At 58.3% G+C, this 17,192-nt stretch carries 20 protein-coding genes; 14 read left to right on the top strand and 6 right to left on the bottom strand.

Annotation, left to right across the window (positions count from 1 at the left end):
- The first annotated feature begins 86 nt into the window (after positions 1-86).
- Entirely contained in the window at positions 87-521 is a 435-nt protein-coding gene (locus EPD60_RS15890; RefSeq protein WP_131450512.1) for a response regulator, read from the top strand.
- Positions 518-1,075: a UbiX family flavin prenyltransferase gene (locus EPD60_RS15885; RefSeq protein WP_131450511.1), complete on the top strand. Its 558-nt coding sequence runs from the start codon at positions 518-520 to the stop codon at positions 1,073-1,075. The genes EPD60_RS15890 and EPD60_RS15885 overlap by 4 nt, the downstream gene beginning before the upstream one ends.
- Positions 1,076-1,188: 113 nt before the next feature.
- Here EPD60_RS15885 and EPD60_RS15880 read toward each other — a convergent pair whose 3' ends face one another.
- Both EPD60_RS15880 and EPD60_RS15875 read right to left on the bottom strand, forming a co-directional pair.
- On the bottom strand, positions 1,189-2,559 hold the full coding sequence (locus EPD60_RS15880) for a SprB repeat-containing protein (RefSeq protein WP_131450510.1): 1,371 nt from the start codon (positions 2,557-2,559) through the stop codon (positions 1,189-1,191).
- A 253-nt stretch (positions 2,560-2,812) separates the two neighbouring features.
- Positions 2,813-5,080 carry an aconitate hydratase gene (locus EPD60_RS15875; protein ID WP_131450509.1) on the bottom strand — a complete coding sequence of 756 codons (2,268 nt, stop codon included), beginning with the start codon at positions 5,078-5,080 and terminating at the stop codon, positions 2,813-2,815.
- 150 nt (positions 5,081-5,230) lie between these two features.
- Here EPD60_RS15875 and EPD60_RS15870 point away from each other — a divergent pair, with 150 nt between their 5' ends.
- Complete coding sequence (locus EPD60_RS15870) at positions 5,231-5,452, top strand: PspC domain-containing protein (protein ID WP_131450508.1); 222 nt, start codon at positions 5,231-5,233, stop codon at positions 5,450-5,452.
- Positions 5,453-5,577: 125 nt separating this feature from the next.
- Here the strand turns inward: EPD60_RS15870 and EPD60_RS15865 are convergent, their stop codons facing one another.
- Positions 5,578-6,756: a cysteine desulfurase family protein gene (locus EPD60_RS15865; RefSeq protein ID WP_243647856.1), complete on the bottom strand. Its 1,179-nt coding sequence runs from the start codon at positions 6,754-6,756 to the stop codon at positions 5,578-5,580.
- A 173-nt stretch (positions 6,757-6,929) separates the two neighbouring features.
- A complete protein-coding gene (gene glmM / locus EPD60_RS15860) occupies positions 6,930-8,327 on the bottom strand; it encodes a phosphoglucosamine mutase (protein ID WP_131450507.1) in 1,398 nt (465 codons plus the stop codon).
- A gap of 154 nt (positions 8,328-8,481) precedes the next feature.
- Between glmM and EPD60_RS15855 the strand changes: the two genes are divergently transcribed.
- The 7 genes from EPD60_RS15855 (at position 8,482) to EPD60_RS15825 (ending at position 12,209) form a co-directional block, all read left to right on the top strand.
- Complete coding sequence (locus EPD60_RS15855) at positions 8,482-9,231, top strand: class I SAM-dependent methyltransferase (RefSeq protein ID WP_131450506.1); 750 nt, start codon at positions 8,482-8,484, stop codon at positions 9,229-9,231.
- A 126-nt stretch (positions 9,232-9,357) separates the two neighbouring features.
- On the top strand, positions 9,358-9,744 hold the full coding sequence (locus tag EPD60_RS15850) for an HPF/RaiA family ribosome-associated protein (RefSeq protein ID WP_131450505.1): 387 nt from the start codon (positions 9,358-9,360) through the stop codon (positions 9,742-9,744).
- A gap of 60 nt (positions 9,745-9,804) precedes the next feature.
- Positions 9,805-10,176, top strand: coding sequence for a hypothetical protein (locus EPD60_RS15845; RefSeq protein ID WP_131450504.1), 372 nt, complete (start codon positions 9,805-9,807; stop codon positions 10,174-10,176).
- A 159-nt stretch (positions 10,177-10,335) separates the two neighbouring features.
- A complete protein-coding gene (locus EPD60_RS15840; protein WP_131450503.1) occupies positions 10,336-10,836 on the top strand; it encodes a hypothetical protein in 501 nt (166 codons plus the stop codon).
- A gap of 118 nt (positions 10,837-10,954) precedes the next feature.
- Positions 10,955-11,413 carry a response regulator gene (locus EPD60_RS15835; protein WP_131450502.1) on the top strand — a complete coding sequence of 153 codons (459 nt, stop codon included), beginning with the start codon at positions 10,955-10,957 and terminating at the stop codon, positions 11,411-11,413.
- Positions 11,414-11,423: 10 nt separating this feature from the next.
- Entirely contained in the window at positions 11,424-11,675 is a 252-nt protein-coding gene (locus EPD60_RS15830; protein ID WP_131450501.1) for a hypothetical protein, read from the top strand.
- A 267-nt stretch (positions 11,676-11,942) separates the two neighbouring features.
- Positions 11,943-12,209 (top strand): KGG domain-containing protein, encoded by a 267-nt coding sequence (locus tag EPD60_RS15825; RefSeq protein WP_131450500.1) that lies wholly within the window; start codon positions 11,943-11,945, stop codon positions 12,207-12,209.
- Between the two features lie 232 nt (positions 12,210-12,441).
- Here EPD60_RS15825 and EPD60_RS15820 read toward each other — a convergent pair whose 3' ends face one another.
- Positions 12,442-13,428: a class I adenylate-forming enzyme family protein gene (locus EPD60_RS15820; protein ID WP_243647855.1), complete on the bottom strand. Its 987-nt coding sequence runs from the start codon at positions 13,426-13,428 to the stop codon at positions 12,442-12,444.
- Positions 13,429-13,474: 46 nt separating this feature from the next.
- Between EPD60_RS15820 and EPD60_RS15815 the strand changes: the two genes are divergently transcribed.
- From EPD60_RS15815 to EPD60_RS17055, 4 genes are read left to right on the top strand one after another with little or no spacing between them, the layout of a single operon-like run.
- Entirely contained in the window at positions 13,475-13,963 is a 489-nt protein-coding gene (locus EPD60_RS15815) for a hypothetical protein (protein ID WP_131450499.1), read from the top strand.
- Positions 13,964-13,966: 3 nt separating this feature from the next.
- On the top strand, positions 13,967-14,812 hold the full coding sequence (locus tag EPD60_RS15810; RefSeq protein ID WP_131450498.1) for a UbiA family prenyltransferase: 846 nt from the start codon (positions 13,967-13,969) through the stop codon (positions 14,810-14,812).
- A gap of 21 nt (positions 14,813-14,833) precedes the next feature.
- Entirely contained in the window at positions 14,834-15,955 is a 1,122-nt protein-coding gene (locus tag EPD60_RS15805) for a M42 family metallopeptidase (protein WP_131450497.1), read from the top strand.
- Positions 15,952-16,122, top strand: coding sequence for a hypothetical protein (locus EPD60_RS17055; protein WP_165871579.1), 171 nt, complete (start codon positions 15,952-15,954; stop codon positions 16,120-16,122). Before EPD60_RS15805 ends, EPD60_RS17055 begins: the two co-directional genes overlap by 4 nt.
- Here the strand turns inward: EPD60_RS17055 and EPD60_RS15800 are convergent.
- Positions 16,098-17,192: a hypothetical protein gene (locus EPD60_RS15800; RefSeq protein WP_131450496.1), complete on the bottom strand. Its 1,095-nt coding sequence runs from the start codon at positions 17,190-17,192 to the stop codon at positions 16,098-16,100. The genes EPD60_RS17055 and EPD60_RS15800 overlap by 25 nt on opposite strands.

Genomic DNA, 17,192 nt, shown 5'->3' with positions numbered 1-17,192 from the left:
TCCGATCTACATTCGTTATTCGATATTCAATATTCAATATTCGTCATCCCTTCGCGCCTTCCGTATTTTTGACAAAACCCGCCTTTATGCCCGCTACCTATATACTTATGCTGGGACATGACCACGACGACCAGCAGCTGACGGTGTCTGTTCTCGAAGAACTCGGGATTGACGTGCCCCTGCGATTTGTCCCCAACGGCGACTGCCTGGTGGACGCGCTGGAAGCACAGGAGCCGATGCTGGTGCTGCTCGACTTCAACGTGAAGCCCGAGACCGGCCTCGACATCCTGGACCGCATCAAGGCCGGCACCCGCTGGACACACCTCCCGGTGGTGGTGCTGGGCGACAGCCCGGACCCGTCCTTTGTGAAGCGCTGCTACCAGAAGGGGGCCAGCAGCTATATCATCAAGCCCACGAGCCTGGAGGCGACGCGGCGGGTGATTGGCGGCTTTTTCGCCTATTGGCTGCAGGTGGCGGAGACGCCCGCGCACCGCGCCGAATTTAACCTCCTTGCCCGATGAAAAAGATCGCCGTAGCCATCACCGGCGCCAGCGGCGCCATCTATGCCCGCCTCCTGCTGCAGCGCCTTGAAGCCCTGAAGGAGCAGTGTGCCGAGGTGTCGGTGGTGATGAGCGACAATGCGCGCTACAACTGGAAGACCGAGCTTGGCGACGAGGACTGGAACCGGTTTCCGTTCCGCTATTTTGAAAAAAATGACTTCATGGCGCCCTTCGCTTCCGGTTCGGCGCGCTACGACGCGCTGGTGGTGGCGCCCTGCTCGATGGGCACGCTGGGCCGCATCGCGTCGGGCACGTCCAACGACCTCACCACCCGCGGCGCCGACGTGATGCTGAAGGAACGCAAAAAGCTGGTGCTGGTGGTGCGTGAAACGCCTTACAGCCTCGTGCATATCCGCAATATGGAAACGGTTACCCTCGCCGGCGGGATCATCTGCCCGGCAACACCCTCCTTTTACAGCCGCCCCCAAACAATTGAAGAAGCGGCCGCTACCGTGATCGATCGCGTGATCGATCTTATCGGGCTGGAGAATAAATCGTATCGCTGGGGACAGTAGGTGAAGCCGATAGCGAGGCTTCGCCGGCAACGAAAAAGCCTCGCAACGCGAGGCTTTTTCGTTGTTGGTTTTTCACAATAATATTCCGCGATTTCAGCGTTTTCAGCGAGCCACTAGTTGCTGTAGCCGCCGCCGGCGTTCACCCAGTTGGTGATGGTGGCGCGCTCGGAGGCCGTCAGTGCCGCCCGCGGGGGCTGCGGCATCTGGCTCGGTGTGTTGGCAAGATCCACCGCGCGGGCCTTGATACGGTCGGCCTGCTGCACGATGGTGCAGATGTCGGAGAAGTTGAGGCCGTTTTGCTGGGTGCTGATATTATGACAGCCCGACACGGCGCAATTGGCCTGGAGAATGGACTTGACCTGTGAGAAAAGTGTGCCCATCGGGGTGACGCCGACGTTGACGTTGGTGTTAGCCGAGCTACAGCCGTTGGCGTCGCGAACGATCACCGGGTAAGGACCCGCGTCGAGGCCTGTCATGGCGTTTCCTCCCTGGAAGCTGCTGCCGCCATTGAAGCTATAGGTGTAGGGTGCCGAGCCGCCCGTGGCGTTGATGGTGATAGAGCCGTTAAAGGGCAAGGTACAGGGCGTGGCCGTCTGCACCGTCGGTGTAAAGCCGACCGTTACGCCCGCGCAGGGATTGATCGTGCCAACGGTGGCAGTTGCGGTTCCGGTACAGCCGTTGGCATCTTTCGCAACTACAGTATAGTTACCTGCCGCGAGGTTGGCGAAGGTGCCCGATGACTGGAATGCGCCGTTGTTGAGGCTGAAGGTGTACGGGCCGCTGCCACCGGTAGCCGTTGCGTTCACCGCACCGTTTGACTGGCCGGGCATCGCATTGTCGGCGCGCGCTGTAACGGTGATGGTTACGCCCGCGCAGGGGTTGACAGAGGCCACGGTAGCCGTTGCCGAACCGGTGCAACCGTTGGCGTCGCGCACAATGATCGTGTAGCTGCCCGCGGCCAGGCCGGTAAAGGAACCGGATGCCTGGAAGGTAGTGCCGCCATCTTTGCTGAAGGTGTACGGCGATGCACCGCCGGTGGCCGTTACACCAATGGAGCCGTTGGATTGGCCGGTGGTGGCGCCTATGGGTGTAGCCGTAACGTTGATGGTCACGCCGGTGCAGGGGTTGGTGGCGCCCACGGTAAACTGCGCGCTGCCGGTGCAGCCGCTGCTGTTTTTCGCGGTAATGGTATAGGTGCCGGCCGCCAGGTTAGCGAAGGAGCCGGACGCCCCGAAATTGGTTCCGTCTTTGGAAAAGGTGAAGCCCGAGCCGCCCGTAGCCGTTACGCTGATAGCACCGTTCGATTGTCCGGTGGTGGCGTTGGTAACCGTGCCGGTGACGGTCACCGTTACACCCACGCAGGGATTAGCAGGTGGCGTAACAGGGGCCGTGTTGTCGTTGCCGGACGGTTTCGAGCAGGCATAGAAAAGCAGGAGCAGTACCGGGATTGCAATACCGGCCCGCTTCACGAGCGAAGAAAGCATAAAGGGATGGTTTGTGAGTATGTACGGCGGTGCTCAAAAAGCGTTGCCTGCTGAAGAGAAAGAACGCAGATTTTTTTATGATGATTATGATTTTCCGGGATTCAGGGTATTATCGTCATATGTTCTGGTTAACACGAAATCGATGTAGCTGCTGCGTCTGCTTGCCCTGTGTTTTATTACCGCAAAAAAGAAGCGAGGCACTTGCCTCGCTTCTTACAATTATTCCGTGGTTTCCGCATTTTCCGCGTGCCCCTTATGCCGCTGCAAACTGCTTGCGGATCAGGTTCAGCGCCGAGCCGGCCTTGAACCATTCGATCTGCTGCTGGTTGTACGTGTGGTTTACCTTGATCTTGTCGCAGGAGCCGTCTTTGTGGTTCAGCACAAGCGTCAGCTGCTTGCCGGGCGCGAAATCCGTCAGGCCCTGGATATCGATCGTATCGTCTTCCTGGATCTTGTCGTAGTCGGCCTTGTCGGCGAAGGTGAGGGCCAGCATGCCCTGCTTCTTCAGGTTGGTTTCATGGATGCGCGCGAAGCTTTTCACCAGGATGGCGCGCACGCCGAGGTGGCGGGGCTCCATGGCGGCGTGCTCGCGGCTCGAGCCTTCACCGTAGTTTTCATCACCTACCACAACGGAGCCGAAGTTGCGCGCCTTGTAATCGCGCTGCGTTGCCGGCACCGGGCCATACTCGCCGGTGATGGCGTTCTTCACCTTGTCGGTTTCGTTGTTGAAATAGTTGATGGCGCCGATCAGCATGTTGTTGGAGATGTTGTCGAGGTGACCGCGGTATTTCAGCCAGGGACCGGCCATCGAGATATGGTCGGTGGTGCACTTGCCTTTCACCTTGATCAGCAGCTTCAGGCCTTTCAGGTCGGTGCCTTCCCATGCCGGGAACGGCTCCAGCAGTTGGAGGCGGGTGCTGTCGCCGGCCACTTTCACCTGTACGCCGGTGCCGTCAGCGGCGGGCGCCTGGTAGCCGGGGTCTTCCACCTTGAAGCCGGTGGGCGGCAGCTCGAAGCCTTTCGGCTCGTCGAGCATCACCTGCTCGCCTTTTTCGTTGGTCAGCTTGTCCGTCATGGGGTTGAAGGAAAGACGGCCGGCGATGGCGAAGGCTGTAACGAGCTCGGGCGAGGCCACGAAGGCGTGCGTGGAAGCAAAGCCGTCGTTACGCTTGGCGAAGTTGCGGTTGAAGGAGGTTACAATCGTATTCTTACGGGTCGGATCGTCCATGTGGCGGGCCCACTGACCGATGCAGGGACCGCAGGCATTGGCCAGCACGATGCCGCCGATCTCGTCGAAGGTGCCGAGGTAGCCGTCCTTCTCGATGGTGTAGCGTACCACCTCGGAGCCCGGGGTGATGGTGAATTCGGAAGCAACCTTGAGTCCCTTCGTCTTGGCCTGCGCAGCTACCGAAGCCGAGCGCGAGATGTCTTCGTACGAAGAGTTGGTGCAGGAACCGATGAGGGCTACTTCCACCGTGTCGGGCCAGCCGTTGGCGGCTACGGTTTCGGCCATCTTGGAGATGGGCGTGGCGAGGTCCGGGGTAAAGGGACCGTTCACATAAGGCTCCAGGGTGCTCAGGTCGAGCTCGAGCACCTGGTCGAAAAACTTGGAGGGGTTCTTATATACTTCCTCGTCGGGGCGGAGGTGCTCGCGTACCGCGTTGGCGGCAGCAGCTACTTCTTCGCGGCCGGTGGCGCTCAGGTAGGCCGCCATCTTGTCGTCGTAAGCAAATACCGAGCAGGTAGCGCCGATCTCGGCACCCATGTTACAGATGGTGGCCTTGCCGGTGCAGGAAAGGCTGTCGGCGCCTTCGCCGAAGTATTCTACGATCGCGCCGGTCCCCCCTTTTACGGTAAGCTGCCCGGCAACCCACAGGATGATGTCTTTGGCAGAAGCCCAGCCGCTCAGCTTCCCGGTGAGCTTCACACCGATCTGCTTGGGCATTTTCAGCTCCCAGGCAAGTCCGGCCATTACGTCAACGGCATCTGCGCCGCCCACGCCGATGGCGAGCATGCCGAGACCGCCCGCGTTAGGGGTGTGGGAGTCGGTACCGATCATCATGCCGCCGGGGAAAGCGTAGTTTTCGAGCACCACCTGGTGGATGATGCCGGCGCCGGGCTTCCAGAAGCCGATGCCGTATTTGTTGGAGATGGACGACAGGAAGTCGTATACCTCGCGGTTGGTATCGATGGCCTGGTCAAGGTCTTGCTTGGCGCCAACCTTGGCCTGGATCAGGTGGTCGCAGTGCACCGTGGAGGGCACCGCTACGCGGCTGCGGCCGCAGGTATCGAACTGGAGCAGGGCCATCTGCGCGGTGGCGTCCTGCATGGCCACGCGGTCGGGGGCAAAGTCAACATAGTCTTTGCCGCGCTCGAGCACGCGGGTGGCGGGAGTGAAGGTATGGGAGTACAGGATCTTCTCGGCGAGCGTGAGCGGGCGCTTCACCAGGTTGCGCGCGGATGCGACTTTGAAAGGGAGTTCTTCGTAAACTTTCCGGATCAAGTCTAAATCAAATAACATTGGCTCTTGTTTTTTGGCCTGGGGCGAACTCAGGCATTGTGTTTGTAGAAGCGTTTTCGTAAAAGTGGTGCAAATCTACAAAAAAGCCGCTTTCGTACGTTGGATGTACGGGGCTGCCAAACGCATCTCCGAAAAAACTAAATTCGTGCAATGAACCGGTTCAAGGATTTCATCGAATGGCAGGCCTTTGGTGTGTGCACCGCCATCGGCGACCGTATGGGCATCGCCACTTCCCGCATCCGCATGTGGTTCATTTACGTGTCGCTCCTCTCCCTCGGCTCTCCCGTGATCGTATACATGGTGCTGGCCTTCTGGATGAATATGAAGCGCTACATTTTCGCTGCACGCAGAAACCCCTGGTGGAATCTCTGAACGTGTGCTAGTGGGTTAGTGTGCTGATGTGCTAAACATTAACCGACCTTCAATATTGTGAAAGCCGCCCCTTTAGGAGCGGCTTTCACCTTTTTAGCTGACTAGCAAATTAGTTCACTAGCACACTAAACCAATTCTTTCAACGCATCCACCACCCGGTCAATTTCATCGATCGTATTGAAGCGGCTGAAGGAGAAGCGGATCGTCACCCAGTCGTTGGCCTTGTTGAGGGCCTTCATCACGTGCGAGCCGATATCGGCGCCCGAGGAGCAGGCCGAGCCGCCCGACACGCAGATGTGGCGCATGTCGAGGTTCATCAGCAGGAACTCGGTCTTTTCGTTTTTCGGAAAACACACGGAAAGCACCGTATAAAGCGAATCGGCGCTGCAGTTGAAGCTCACACCCGGGATCTCGGCCTCAACGCGCCCACGCATGTGGCGGCGCAGCCCCTGGATATACTGGCTGTCGGCGTCGTAGTTGTCCATGGCGATCTCAAGCGCCTTGGCGAAGCCCACGATGCCATAAACGTTTTCGGTGCCGGCGCGCATATTGCGCTCCTGGCCGCCGCCTAGGATATAGGGCTTGATGTTGACATCCTCGCTCACATAGAGGATTCCCGTACCCTTGGGCCCGTGAAACTTGTGGCCGGCGCCCGAGATGAAATGTACATTCAGCTCGTCGAGCTTCAGCGGGTAATGCCCGACGGTCTGCACGCAGTCGGAGTGGAAAATCGCGTCGTATTTCTTGCAGGTCTCTCCCACCTTCTTGATCGGCAGCAGCACGCCGATCTCGTTGTTGGCATGCATCAGTGTCACGAGGCAGCGTACGCCTTTGGCGTGCTGTTCGGCCAGCTGGCGGTCGAGGTCGGAGATGTTCACCGATCCGTCTTCTTTCAGTGCCACGAAGCTGTGGGTCACCTCGTTGCCATGGGCCCAGTATTCCACGGTATGGAGCACGGCGTGGTGCTCGATGGGCGAGGTGATGATATGGCGGCAGCCGAGATCGCGCACGGCGGCGGCGATGGCGGTGTTATTGCTCTCCGTACCGCCGGAAGTAAAGAAGATCGCGCCGGGGCGGGTGCCCAGCAGGCGGGCGACCGTTTTACGCGCCGTTTCGATGGCCAGCCGCGTTTCACGTCCGTACGAATAGATCGACGAAGGATTGCCGAAATGCGTCTGCATATACGGCAACATCGTCTGCAGCACCTCGGGATCGAGGGGCGTCGTGGCGGCGTTGTCGAAATAGATGCGGTTGTCAGTCATAGCGGCGGCCGTTGTTACGGGTTGGAAGAGTGTTTCCGGCATATTGCAAGCGTTACGGCCGCAAAGTTACGACCTATTGGATTATCGGGACACGCACATGGCGCGGTAGCAGCGGAACTGCACAGGGCACAGCCACAAGCTGAAAAAAACGCACATGGTGCGTCTTTACAGAATACTGTACGCATTTCCTTTTGGGTATTACCCCCATTAGCACATTACCCGTTGCTGCATTCGCGGATATCGTTCATCAGCTTCCGGGCGATGTTGTTCGCCGTCGTTTCGAAATTGCTTTCGGCGTAGATGCGGATGATGGGTTCCGTATTGGAGGTGCGGAGGTGCACCCAGTCGGTATCGAACTCGATCTTGAGGCCGTCCTCGGTGTTGATCGGGTTGTTCTTGTATTTTTTCATGATCTGCTCGAAAATGGCCGGCACGTCGAGCCCTTTTTCCAGCTCCATCTTCTGCTTGGAGATGAAGTAGTCGGGGTAGTTGGCGCGGAACGACTTGAGGCTCGTTTTCTTCGAAGAGGCAAAGTGCGACAGGAAAAGCGCGATGCCGATCAGGGCGTCGCGGCCGTAGTGGAAGTCGGGAACGATGATCCCGCCATTGCCTTCACCGCCGATGACGGCGTTCTGATCCTTCATTTTCTTCACCACGTTCACCTCGCCCACGGCCGACGGGAAATACTGGCCACCCTGCCTGAGGGTCACTTCCTTGAGGGCCTTGGTGGAGCTCATATTGCTGACGGTGTTGCCGGGGCGCTTGCCCAGCACATAATCGGCGACGGCCACGAGGGTGTATTCTTCGCCAAACATGGAGCCGTCCTCGCACACAAAGCAGAGGCGGTCTACATCGGGGTCTACGGCGATGCCGAGATGGGCGTTCTGCTTTACCACCTCGTTGCTCAGCTGCGAAAGGTGCTCGGGCAGGGGCTCGGGGTTGTGGGCAAAGCGGCCGTTCACCTCGCCGTTGAGCACGATCACCTCGGTGGCGCCGAGGGCCGTGAGGAGCTGGGGCACGATGAGGGCTCCGGTGGAATTAACGCAATCCACCACCACCTTGAATTCCTTCTTCTCGATGGCCTTTTTATTGGTCAGCGGGTAGTCGAGCACCAGGTCGATATGTTTTTGCATCCAGCTGTCGTCGCGGGAGACGGAGCCGAGCTTGTCTACGTTGGGAAAAAGGATCTGCTCGGTGGCGGCCAGCTCGAGCACACGGGCGCCGAGCTCGGCGGAGATGAATTCGCCTTCGCTGTTGAGCAGTTTGAGGGCATTCCACTCCTTCGGGTTGTGGGAGGCGGTGATGATGATACCGCCCGCGGCGCCTTCCGCCTTGGTGGCCAGCTCCACGGTGGGGGTAGTAGACAGGCCCAGGTCGATCACCTGCAGGCCAAGACCGATGAGGGTGTTGATCACGAGCCCGCTGACCAGCTCGCCACTCATGCGGCCGTCGCGGCCCACCACGATTTTAGCGGGGACGCTTTTGTCGGCGCCCTCCAGGATCAGCGATCCGTAAGCTGCTGTAAACTTCACTACATCGATGGGCGTCAGGTTCTCCCCCGGCTTGCCGCCGATGGTGCCCCGGATACCCGAGATACTCTTTATTAATGCCACGTAAGGTCCTTTTTTAAGGGGCCAAAAATACGGTAAAGCCACCGAAGGTTCTAAGGTTCTATGGTTCCGGGGGTTCTGAGGTCAGGGTTGACGCTTTAAAAAACCAACCCCAGAACCCTAAAACCTCAGAACCCCAGAACCTTACCTTTGCGGCATGGCAGGCACAGCAGAACGGGAATGGTACCGCGACTGGTTCAATTCGGACTACTACCACAAGCTCTATTTTGAGCGCGATGAGCGGGAGGCCGAGGCCTTCCTGGAGCGCCTCATCGGGCACCTGCAGCCGGCGCCGGGCGCCACCGCCCTCGACGTGGCCTGTGGCAAGGGGCGCCACAGCCGCTTCCTGGCTGCCCGCGGCTTCGACGTTACCGGTATCGACATTTCGGCCGAAAGCATCGCCTACGCCCGCCAGTTCGAGAACGAGCACCTCAACTTCGCGGTGCACGACATGCGCCTCCCCTACCGCGTGCGCTATTTCGACTACGCGTTCAACTTCTTTACCTCCTTCGGGTATTTCGCCACGCGCCGCGAGCACGACGCCGCCCTGCGTACCATGGCCCACAGCATCCGCCCGCGCGGCACCCTCCTCATCGACTACCTCAATGTGCACTGGGTGGAAGAACGCCTCGTGCACAACGAGAAAAAAACAGTGGGCGACACACAGTACGAGATCCACCGCTGGCACGATGAGCATTATTTCTACAAAAAGATCATCGTCACGGACCCCGCGATGGACCGCCCCCTCGTGCACACCGAAAAGGTGGCCAAATTCTCGCTCGGCGATTTTACCGAGATGCTGGCCTTCCAGGGAATGCAGATCCAGGAGGTATTCGGCGACTATTCGCTCGGGCACTACGATGTGCGCCGGTGCCCGCGCCTCATTGTACTCGCGCGCCCGGTGTAGCGCGCAACGGCACAGCCTCCGCATAAGCGAACCGGTGCTTCCGACCAGAGATCGGACATCAGAAATCGGAGATCGAAATATCCATCCCGGTATGATGTTGGCAGCGCACATTCGTAAAAACATGCTATGGATGTGATCATTCAATCGCTGGGCTTCAAGCACAGCTCTGAACTGGAAGGCTATATTCAAAAGAAACTGGAAAAGCTCAAGCCCTCGGACCGGATCATCCGGGCAAACGTGGTGCTGTTTCAAGGTCCCGACCGTAATACGCCGGAAGACTATTGCGAGATCCGGCTCGAGGTACCCGGCCCGGACCTGTTTGTAAAGGAACACGGACTTTCCTTTGAGCAGTCGGTGGACTCCTGTGTGGATGTGCTGGCCCGCCAGCTGAAGAAGGCCCATGAAAAGCAGGTAGACCATACCCAGCGCAACAATCCCAACGACATACTGACAGACCAGCTGCTCAGCTCGGAAGACGATAACGAGGAAGGCGGGAGCCTCAATGCCCAATGATGTGCTGGCGCGATAATTGAACCAGTGCCATGGAACGGAATTATCATTAAAGAAAAACGTATGAAACACAATCTGATCTATGCCCGCGCACATCGTGCGGCACTGGTGCTGTTGCTGTGCGGTTTCCAGGCGGCTGTCTGGGCACAGGACGGCGGCTCCTCTTCCGGTGGCAGCGGTGGCGGCTCTTCCTCGTCAACCACGAGCTCGAGTTCCAGCACTACCAGCATCTCCGAAGGCGTTTCGGGTAACTGGTACAACTCGCCCTGGGTGTGGGTAATCGGCGCGGCCGTATTTATCCTGCTCCTGGTGGCCCTGCTCGGCGGCGGCCGCAGCCGGACCACAACAGTGGATACCACCACTACGCGTGCCGGCGCCGGCGACCGCGTGACCGTAGAAAAGACGGTACGCCGCGATGATATCGATGAAGTTTAAACGTCAATCGTAAATCGTCAATCGTGAAAGAAAACATCAGTCGCGAGCCTGCTGGAACCTTTTCACGATTGACGATTGACAATTTGCGACCTTACGCCATTCCGGAAGGCCGACCGGGGATCGCGTATCTTGCCCACCTAAACATGCAAAGAGCGCCCTATGGACGAAAAAGCCTTCCTTCAGCTTCTTAACGACAAGGCCCAATCACTCGGGATCAACCCGTTTTTATTGCTTTCGGGGCTGGAAGGTCTCTATACGTTCCGCGAAGTACCGCTGAACGAGATCAACATGGAATTTCTCGACAGCCTCGTGCTGACCCTCCTGGCCCTGCGTATCGGTGACCAGTTTCATGGCCTTGCCGAAGAGCAGCTCGGCCATGAGCGCCCGCAGGTGCAGGAAGCAGCGCGCCGTGAGCTGGAGATCATCCCAGACGCTGAGCTGGAAGCGAGCAACGACCCCTACCTCCGCTCTTTTGCGGCGGTGCTGAGCGGAAAGGCGCCCATCCGGCGCTACCACATCAAGGCACTGGAAGCGGCCGCGCAGGAGGTGCATCATGTACAGCTGCGCTACAACAACTCTTCCATTGGTGCCATCATGATCGAGGTATGTAAAACGGAGCTCAGCGACGTGCTGCCCCTGGGAAGTCTTTTCAACGCCTGACAAACCCCGCGGCTTACTCCCGTAATTCTACTTAGCGCCCCGAATATTGGGGCTTTTCGTATTTATCCGATGGTTCGTTTTTGCTACATTTGTTTTTCACACCCTTAATCACCACCGTATGCAAAAGCTGGCCTACCGGATTTTGCTTGTTGAAGACGATGCCGATGACCGCTATATCATGCATCAGGCATTCAGCGAGCTGCGTTTTAATAATGAGGTAAAGATGTTCAGTTCCGGCCAGGAACTGTTGGAATACCTGGAACACCTTCCGGCCCAATCCTTCCCCGAACTTTTCGTGCTCGATTACAATATGCCCGCCATCAATGGTGCCGAACTGGCGCTCTTCCTGCGCCAGCAAGCGTGCTACAGCGACATCCCCGTGGTTCTCTATTCCACCGGCATGAGTCCCAAGCTGCAGCGCGAGCTGCTGCAGGCCGGCGTCCAGCGCTGCTACGAAAAAGGCATGGAATACAGCGAGGTGCTCGACCTGGCGCGCACGCTGGTGGACCTGATTTCAAAAACCAATCACACAAAGGCCACACATGGCATCCGATTTGAGTCGCTTTCAGAAAGCTAACCTCAAACCGATGACATCCGACACATTTAACGCACTCGACTCCGCCGCGCAGCGGCGCTACCTGCTTGAGCAGGGCGCTTACCTGGGACACCGAAAAGACAACCCCTGGTCGGTACTCCTTTACCAGGTCCGTGACTTCTACGTCGAAGTCACCTTCTCCATGAACAGCCTTGACATCCACTCCGTGGAAGCTTTCAGCGGTACTGCCTGCCTGGAGCCTTACCTGGAGCGCATCTCCATTGAAGGCTTGCTCGCCTGCTGATGCGCGACCGGATGGGCAGCGCCTACCACACCAAGCTCATGTTCGTAGAAATTAACCGACAGCAAAGCTGCCCCACAGGTCAGGCCCGGCGCCTCATATACAAATAATTATCAGGTGTTTTAAACGGAAAACAGGTCGGGATTTCTCAAAAACGGAACGTTCTACACCTGGGGCGGGAATCAGTTCGGAACGAGGCACAGTTTTTTTGTTATATGATAACAGGTTGCACACCTTCTTAACCATTCAAAACGCATAAACGTTTATTTTATGAACGAAAACAGAATCAACGGAGAAAACCAAGGTCAACGCGAGCAAAACAACAGCGAACGCAAGCGTTCCAACCGCGGTTTTGCTGCAATGAGTCCGGAACGCCAGCGCGAAATCGCATCCAAAGGTGGCCGCGCCGCCCACGAGCAGGGAGTTGCCCACCAGTGGACGAGCGAGGAAGCCCGCGAGGCAGGTCGCAAAGGCGGTATGAACTCGCGCGGCGGTCGTCGCCAGCAAAGCCGCGGACAGGAAGGACCTGTCCTTTAAGCGTCCTTGGCTTCAACGAGTCTGGAAAAGCCCCGGTGTGCACCGGGGCTTTTTGCTGCCCTGAACAGGCACCGGAAAATTTTCAATAATTCAATTTTCAATCCTCAAGACCCAAGGTGCGGGAGCTACAACTTGAACATTGCGAATTGAGCATTTACGATTGAATATTCCTGCGACTCTCCAGAAGGCCGGCGATAGGCAAGGTAAAGCTGCACTGGGGCCGGGGTTGAGGTCACAGTGCCAGCAGGCTGCAGCCCCGGATATCCGTATGATCCAGCCTTCCCAGCACCTCGAAGCGCCCGCCTTCGTGGAGACGCACGCTGTCGCCGGTGGCGATAAAGGCGCAGGAGTGTACGTTGGCAAGGTCGATCACGCACAGCCGGCCGCTGTTGCCGGCGGTGGTGTGGGCGGCGCCGGGGTCGTCTTCTTCCACCGCCAGCACACGCGTCCAGGGCGGGCAGGAAAACAGGCCGGCGGCAGGCGCATAGGCCTGTGAAAGAAGCTCCGTCATGCCGTACTCCGAGTGGATCGCCGCAAGGCCGAAAGCGGCCTGCAATTCCCGGTGCACCTCGGCGCGGAGCAACTCGCGGCGGCGGCCCTTCATGCCACCGGTCTCCATCACCACAGTATGTTGCAACGGCTGTGGAAAAGCAGCGGCAAAATCAAGAAGGGCATAGGTCACCCCAATCAGGAGCGTCTTCTGCCCCACCGCTTCGAGATGCCGCAACCTGCCGGCCAGCACCGCATGATCGTACAGGAAAAAACCACTCTCGGGATGCCCGCCCCTTTCCACAAAATGCTGCACCATGTGCACCAGCGAGCTTTGCCCGCGCTCCAGGTAGGAAGGCAGCAGCGCCAGGATGCACCAATCTTCCAGCGGTCCGTAGATCCGTTCGAAGCCGGCACGTGCAACGGTATTGTATAATCCGGTGTCGGCAACGCGGTGACGGCTCGGGATGGTGCCGGTGGTACCGCTGCTTTCAAACACGGCCTGCGGGGTAAATATGCCGGTGCGCAGGTCGTGGTCGCGGAAGAACGTGATCGGCAGAAAAGGGATCCGCGTCCAGTCCTGCAGGTCGGCAGGGGCGCCCACAAGAGAGCAGAAGCGGCCGTAGATCGGGTTGTGGTCCCGCTGGTGGCGGTAAAGCGCCAGGGCCGCGTCGGGGAAGCCCGTTTCGGTAATGTGAATTATTTGCCCTGCGGTTTGTAATGCGTTCAAAATGTTAGCGGCAAAGTTTTAAATTTGTTTGGATCAACCCTTCCTGATGAAATATACACTTCTGAGTTTTCTGACCATCGCGCTGGTTGCCGGATGCAGCAAAGGTAAACTGGAGACGAAGCCGAAACTGGAACTCGTATCCACATCCGACCTGTTCGTTCCGCTGCCGACCCAGGAAAACCCTTCGGGTCTTCGGGTGGTGCTCGGGTTTCTCGACAAGGAAGGAGATGCCGGCGACTCGCTGATCATCCGCCGCGTACGCACCAACCGCCGCCAGGGCTGCGACCCCCAGGGCAGCGGTATCTGCACGCTTCGCGACACCATCAAAATGAAGATCCCCGACTTCCCCCAGAATTCGAAGGGTGAATTCGAGATCAACTTCCGCCACGCCGACCTTGTTTCGTCTTTCGCACCGCCGGTGGGCGCGGGCGGCCGCAAGGAGCCCGACACGCTTGTGTACCGGTTCGTGGTACGCGACCGTGCCGGTAACAAAAGCGATACGTTGGTGCTCGAGAATGTAGTGGTAGAGCGTTGATCGATGGGTTTTGCCCGTTCCCTCGCCGATTTTTTCCTGTTTACCAGTTTGTTCATAGCCTGCTGCGCCGTGGCCATGACCCTGCATGCGGCACAGTTTTACGGTATCCCTGCCGACAGCCGCCTGTTACTGTTCGTGCTCTGCGGCACCTTGAGCAGCTATAACTTTCACTGGATGCTGACACCGGCCCTTTATGGCGAGAGCCGCAAGGCTGCCTGGTCTTACGGGCACCGCAAGCTGCACGCCGCGCTATTCGGCGTGAGCGCTGCCGGCGCCGCCTGGTGGGGCCTGCAGCTGATCGCGCACTGGCGCTGGCTCCTGCTGACGGCCTTTATCACTTTCCTGTATTCGGCACCCAAGATACCCGGTCCGCTCTTTCGCCACCTGAAGCGCGTAGCCGTGGGCAAGACGGCCTTCCTGGCCCTTGCCTGGACCCATATCCCCTACATCCTGCCCCTGCTGCTTTCGGGGCGAGAATGGCGGATGATGGACTACCTGCTGGTGTTCAACCGCTTTTACCTCATCTACGCCATCTGCATCCTGTTCGACTACCGCGACCGCGAATCGGACCGCGCCGAAGGCATCCGCAGCCTCGTTACGGCGCTGCCGGAAGCGGGCATCCGGCGCCTTTTTACGGGCGCCCTGGCCGTTTTCTTTGCCAGCGGCGGCCTGCTTCCCTTCCTGGGCGTCCCGATGACGGAAACGGCCTGGCTCCTGCTCCCGGGCATCCTGCTTGCCTTTGCCTACCGGCGGAGCCTGCGGGGGCGGTCTGATTATTTTTACTATTTCGCGCTTGACGGGCTTATGGCACTGAGCGCCATCGGCTCCCTGATAACCGCGTTTACCTAATTTTGAATTTAAACAGAGGATATGGCGAAAGCAGCTAAAGCAGCAAAACCGAAAGGCAAAAGCACCCTTGCAGACGAATCGATGGCCTTCCTGGCGGATTATATCAACAACCCCTCCCCCGTTGGTTTTGAGTGGAGTGGACAGCGCCTCTGGCTCGACTATGTTTCCCGGTTCGTGGATGAAACCTTTACCGATCCTTATGGAACGGCGGTGGGCGTCATCAATCCCGGCCAACCTTTTAAAGTAGTGATCGAAGCACATGCCGACGAGATCTCCTGGTTTGTCAACTACATTACCGACTCGGGGCTTATTTACCTGAAGCGCAACGGTGGCGTTGATCACCAGATCGCGCCGAGTATGCGGGTATTCATCCATGGCAAGAAAGGCCTGGTAAAAGCCGTTTTCGGCTGGCCCGCCATCCACACCCGCCTCGGCGGCGGTGAAAAGGAGCAGCAGCCCAAGACCGAAAACCTCTGGCTGGATTGCGGCGCGCGCAGCAAGCAGGAAGTGGCCGACCTCGGCATTCACGTGGGCGCGGTGGTTACCTACCAGGACGGCTTCGACGAGCTCGCCAACGACTACCTCATCGGCCGGGCGTTCGACAACCGCATCGGCGGCTTTATGATCGCCGAAGTGGGCCGTTTGCTGCAGGAAAATAAAAAGAAACTTCCCTATAGCCTCTATATCGTCAACGCGGTGCAGGAAGAGATCGGCCTGCGCGGCGCAGAAATGATCGCCCGCCGCATCAAGCCCGACGTGGCCATCATCACCGACGTTACGCACGACACCAGCACCCCGATGATCAACAAGATGATTGAAGGCGATACGGTGTGCGGCAAAGGACCTTCCCTCTCCTATGGCCCGGCGGTGCACAACAAGCTGCTGCAGCTGGTGCAGGATGTAGCCGAGGGCGCCGGCATTCCCGTACAACTACGGGCCGTGTCGCGCAGCACCGGAACCGACACCGACTCCTTCGCCTATGCCAATGACGGTTGTCCGTCGGTACTCATTTCCATCCCGCTGCGCTATATGCACACCACGGTGGAGATGCTGCACAAGAACGATATCGAGGCAACGATCCGCCTCATGTATGAAACCCTCCTGACGCTGACCCCGAAAACAAACCTGAGTTATTTCCAATGAGATCCTTCCTGCTTTATATCGAACCCGGATCCGGCAGCTACCTGCTGCAGGTGATCGTAGCCGGCATCATGGGCGCCGGCGTGGTGGTGAAAACTTATTGGTGGCGGATCCGGATGTTTTTCGGAAAAAAGAAGAACGCTTCTCAGGATAAACAGGACTCGATATAAGCGATCCCGTTGGACCAGTAAGCCGGACCATAAACCGTTTCGGCTTCCAGCTTTTCCAATACGGGCGCAAACGAGGCGGCCTCCGCAAGCAATGTTGCAGCAACGGAGGCCGCTTTTTCTATTTCACCCGGTGCCACCGATCGCCCCAGCAGCGGCCGCAGCCGGTCTTCCGTCGGGGTAAGCCCGAGCGCGCCGAAATCAGGGTTATAAACCTTCGGTGGTGTATCGACAAACAGCACCGGCCGGCGCCGCGCAAATGCGTATTCAAGGGCAATGCCCGAGCGGTCGGTTACCAGCAGCCGGGCGGCAGCCAGTTGTGTAAATACTTCAGCCGACCGGTCGATGGACAGGCGCGGGTTGCGGCGGACCTGGGCCTCAAGTTCTTTCATTGCTTTGGGGTTGCGTTTTACAAACTCGGGATGTGGCCGTACCTGCACCGGCAACCCAAGCTGTAGCAACTGCTCCAGCAGCGGTTTCAGGCAGGTGTTCAGGATACCCTCCGGGTGCCAGCTCGGCGCCAGCAGGATGCAGGGCTCCTGGCCGGAATCCTTCAACCGCAAGTCTTCGAGGAGTGGATAACCGTAAGCAATGAGGTCGCGCGGGGGGATACCCTCGAGCGCATCCTCCTTACCTGCCTCCGCCTCATGGTCGGGACCGCAGCAAAATAAAGCGTCATAGTAGCGGAACGCACCGGGGCGGTATTGCTGGTGGGTGCTTACCAGCGCATGAAATACATAGACGTAACGACCGATTCCCGGGGAGCGCTTATAGCCGTGCTGGCCGATGCCCGGCATCGTGCTGATCAGCACTTTGGCCTGCAGGCGCGGCCACACAAACAGCAGGGTTTTGCGGATATACCAGGTGTCGAGGCCCTGGATTTTTGTGTTCAGTACCGGGTCGCTCTTCTCGGAGCTGATATAAGCGATCCGCAGTCCCGGACGACCGGCAAATGCTTCGAACAGGTGCCGCAGGTATTGAAAATAGTAGGCGCCTTCCGTGTAAAACACGATGTCGTATTGCTGCGCCACGAGTTTCTGGCTGTCGCTGTATTCTTTGAAAAAGGAAAGCAT

The organism is Flaviaestuariibacter flavus (genome assembly GCF_004337505.1).
In the GTDB taxonomy this organism is placed as follows: Bacteria; Bacteroidota; Bacteroidia; order Chitinophagales; family Chitinophagaceae; genus Flavisolibacter; species Flavisolibacter flavus.
The sequence above is the reverse complement of the archived record's forward strand: the minus strand, read 5'-3'. Positions and strand labels throughout refer to the sequence as shown.

Excerpts from the sequence above, each read along its gene's own strand:
- EPD60_RS15890 (WP_131450512.1), top strand. The coding sequence starts at position 87 with ATGCCCGCTACCTATATACTTATGCTGGGACATGACCACGACGACCAG.
- EPD60_RS15885 (WP_131450511.1), top strand. The coding sequence starts at position 518 with ATGAAAAAGATCGCCGTAGCCATCACCGGCGCCAGCGGCGCCATCTAT.
- EPD60_RS15880 (WP_131450510.1), bottom strand. The coding sequence starts at position 2,559 with ATGCTTTCTTCGCTCGTGAAGCGGGCCGGTATTGCAATCCCGGTACTG.
- EPD60_RS15875 (WP_131450509.1), bottom strand. The coding sequence starts at position 5,080 with ATGTTATTTGATTTAGACTTGATCCGGAAAGTTTACGAAGAACTCCCT.
- EPD60_RS15870 (WP_131450508.1), top strand. The coding sequence starts at position 5,231 with ATGAACCGGTTCAAGGATTTCATCGAATGGCAGGCCTTTGGTGTGTGC.
- EPD60_RS15865 (WP_243647856.1), bottom strand. The coding sequence starts at position 6,756 with ATGCCGGAAACACTCTTCCAACCCGTAACAACGGCCGCCGCTATGACT.
- EPD60_RS15855 (WP_131450506.1), top strand. The coding sequence starts at position 8,482 with ATGGCAGGCACAGCAGAACGGGAATGGTACCGCGACTGGTTCAATTCG.
- EPD60_RS15850 (WP_131450505.1), top strand. The coding sequence starts at position 9,358 with ATGGATGTGATCATTCAATCGCTGGGCTTCAAGCACAGCTCTGAACTG.
- EPD60_RS15845 (WP_131450504.1), top strand. The coding sequence starts at position 9,805 with ATGAAACACAATCTGATCTATGCCCGCGCACATCGTGCGGCACTGGTG.
- EPD60_RS15840 (WP_131450503.1), top strand. The coding sequence starts at position 10,336 with ATGGACGAAAAAGCCTTCCTTCAGCTTCTTAACGACAAGGCCCAATCA.
- EPD60_RS15835 (WP_131450502.1), top strand. The coding sequence starts at position 10,955 with ATGCAAAAGCTGGCCTACCGGATTTTGCTTGTTGAAGACGATGCCGAT.
- EPD60_RS15830 (WP_131450501.1), top strand. The coding sequence starts at position 11,424 with ATGACATCCGACACATTTAACGCACTCGACTCCGCCGCGCAGCGGCGC.
- EPD60_RS15825 (WP_131450500.1), top strand. The coding sequence starts at position 11,943 with ATGAACGAAAACAGAATCAACGGAGAAAACCAAGGTCAACGCGAGCAA.
- EPD60_RS15815 (WP_131450499.1), top strand. The coding sequence starts at position 13,475 with ATGAAATATACACTTCTGAGTTTTCTGACCATCGCGCTGGTTGCCGGA.
- EPD60_RS15810 (WP_131450498.1), top strand. The coding sequence starts at position 13,967 with ATGGGTTTTGCCCGTTCCCTCGCCGATTTTTTCCTGTTTACCAGTTTG.
- EPD60_RS15805 (WP_131450497.1), top strand. The coding sequence starts at position 14,834 with ATGGCGAAAGCAGCTAAAGCAGCAAAACCGAAAGGCAAAAGCACCCTT.
- EPD60_RS17055 (WP_165871579.1), top strand. The coding sequence starts at position 15,952 with ATGAGATCCTTCCTGCTTTATATCGAACCCGGATCCGGCAGCTACCTG.
- EPD60_RS15800 (WP_131450496.1), bottom strand. The coding sequence starts at position 17,192 with ATGCTTTCCTTTTTCAAAGAATACAGCGACAGCCAGAAACTCGTGGCG.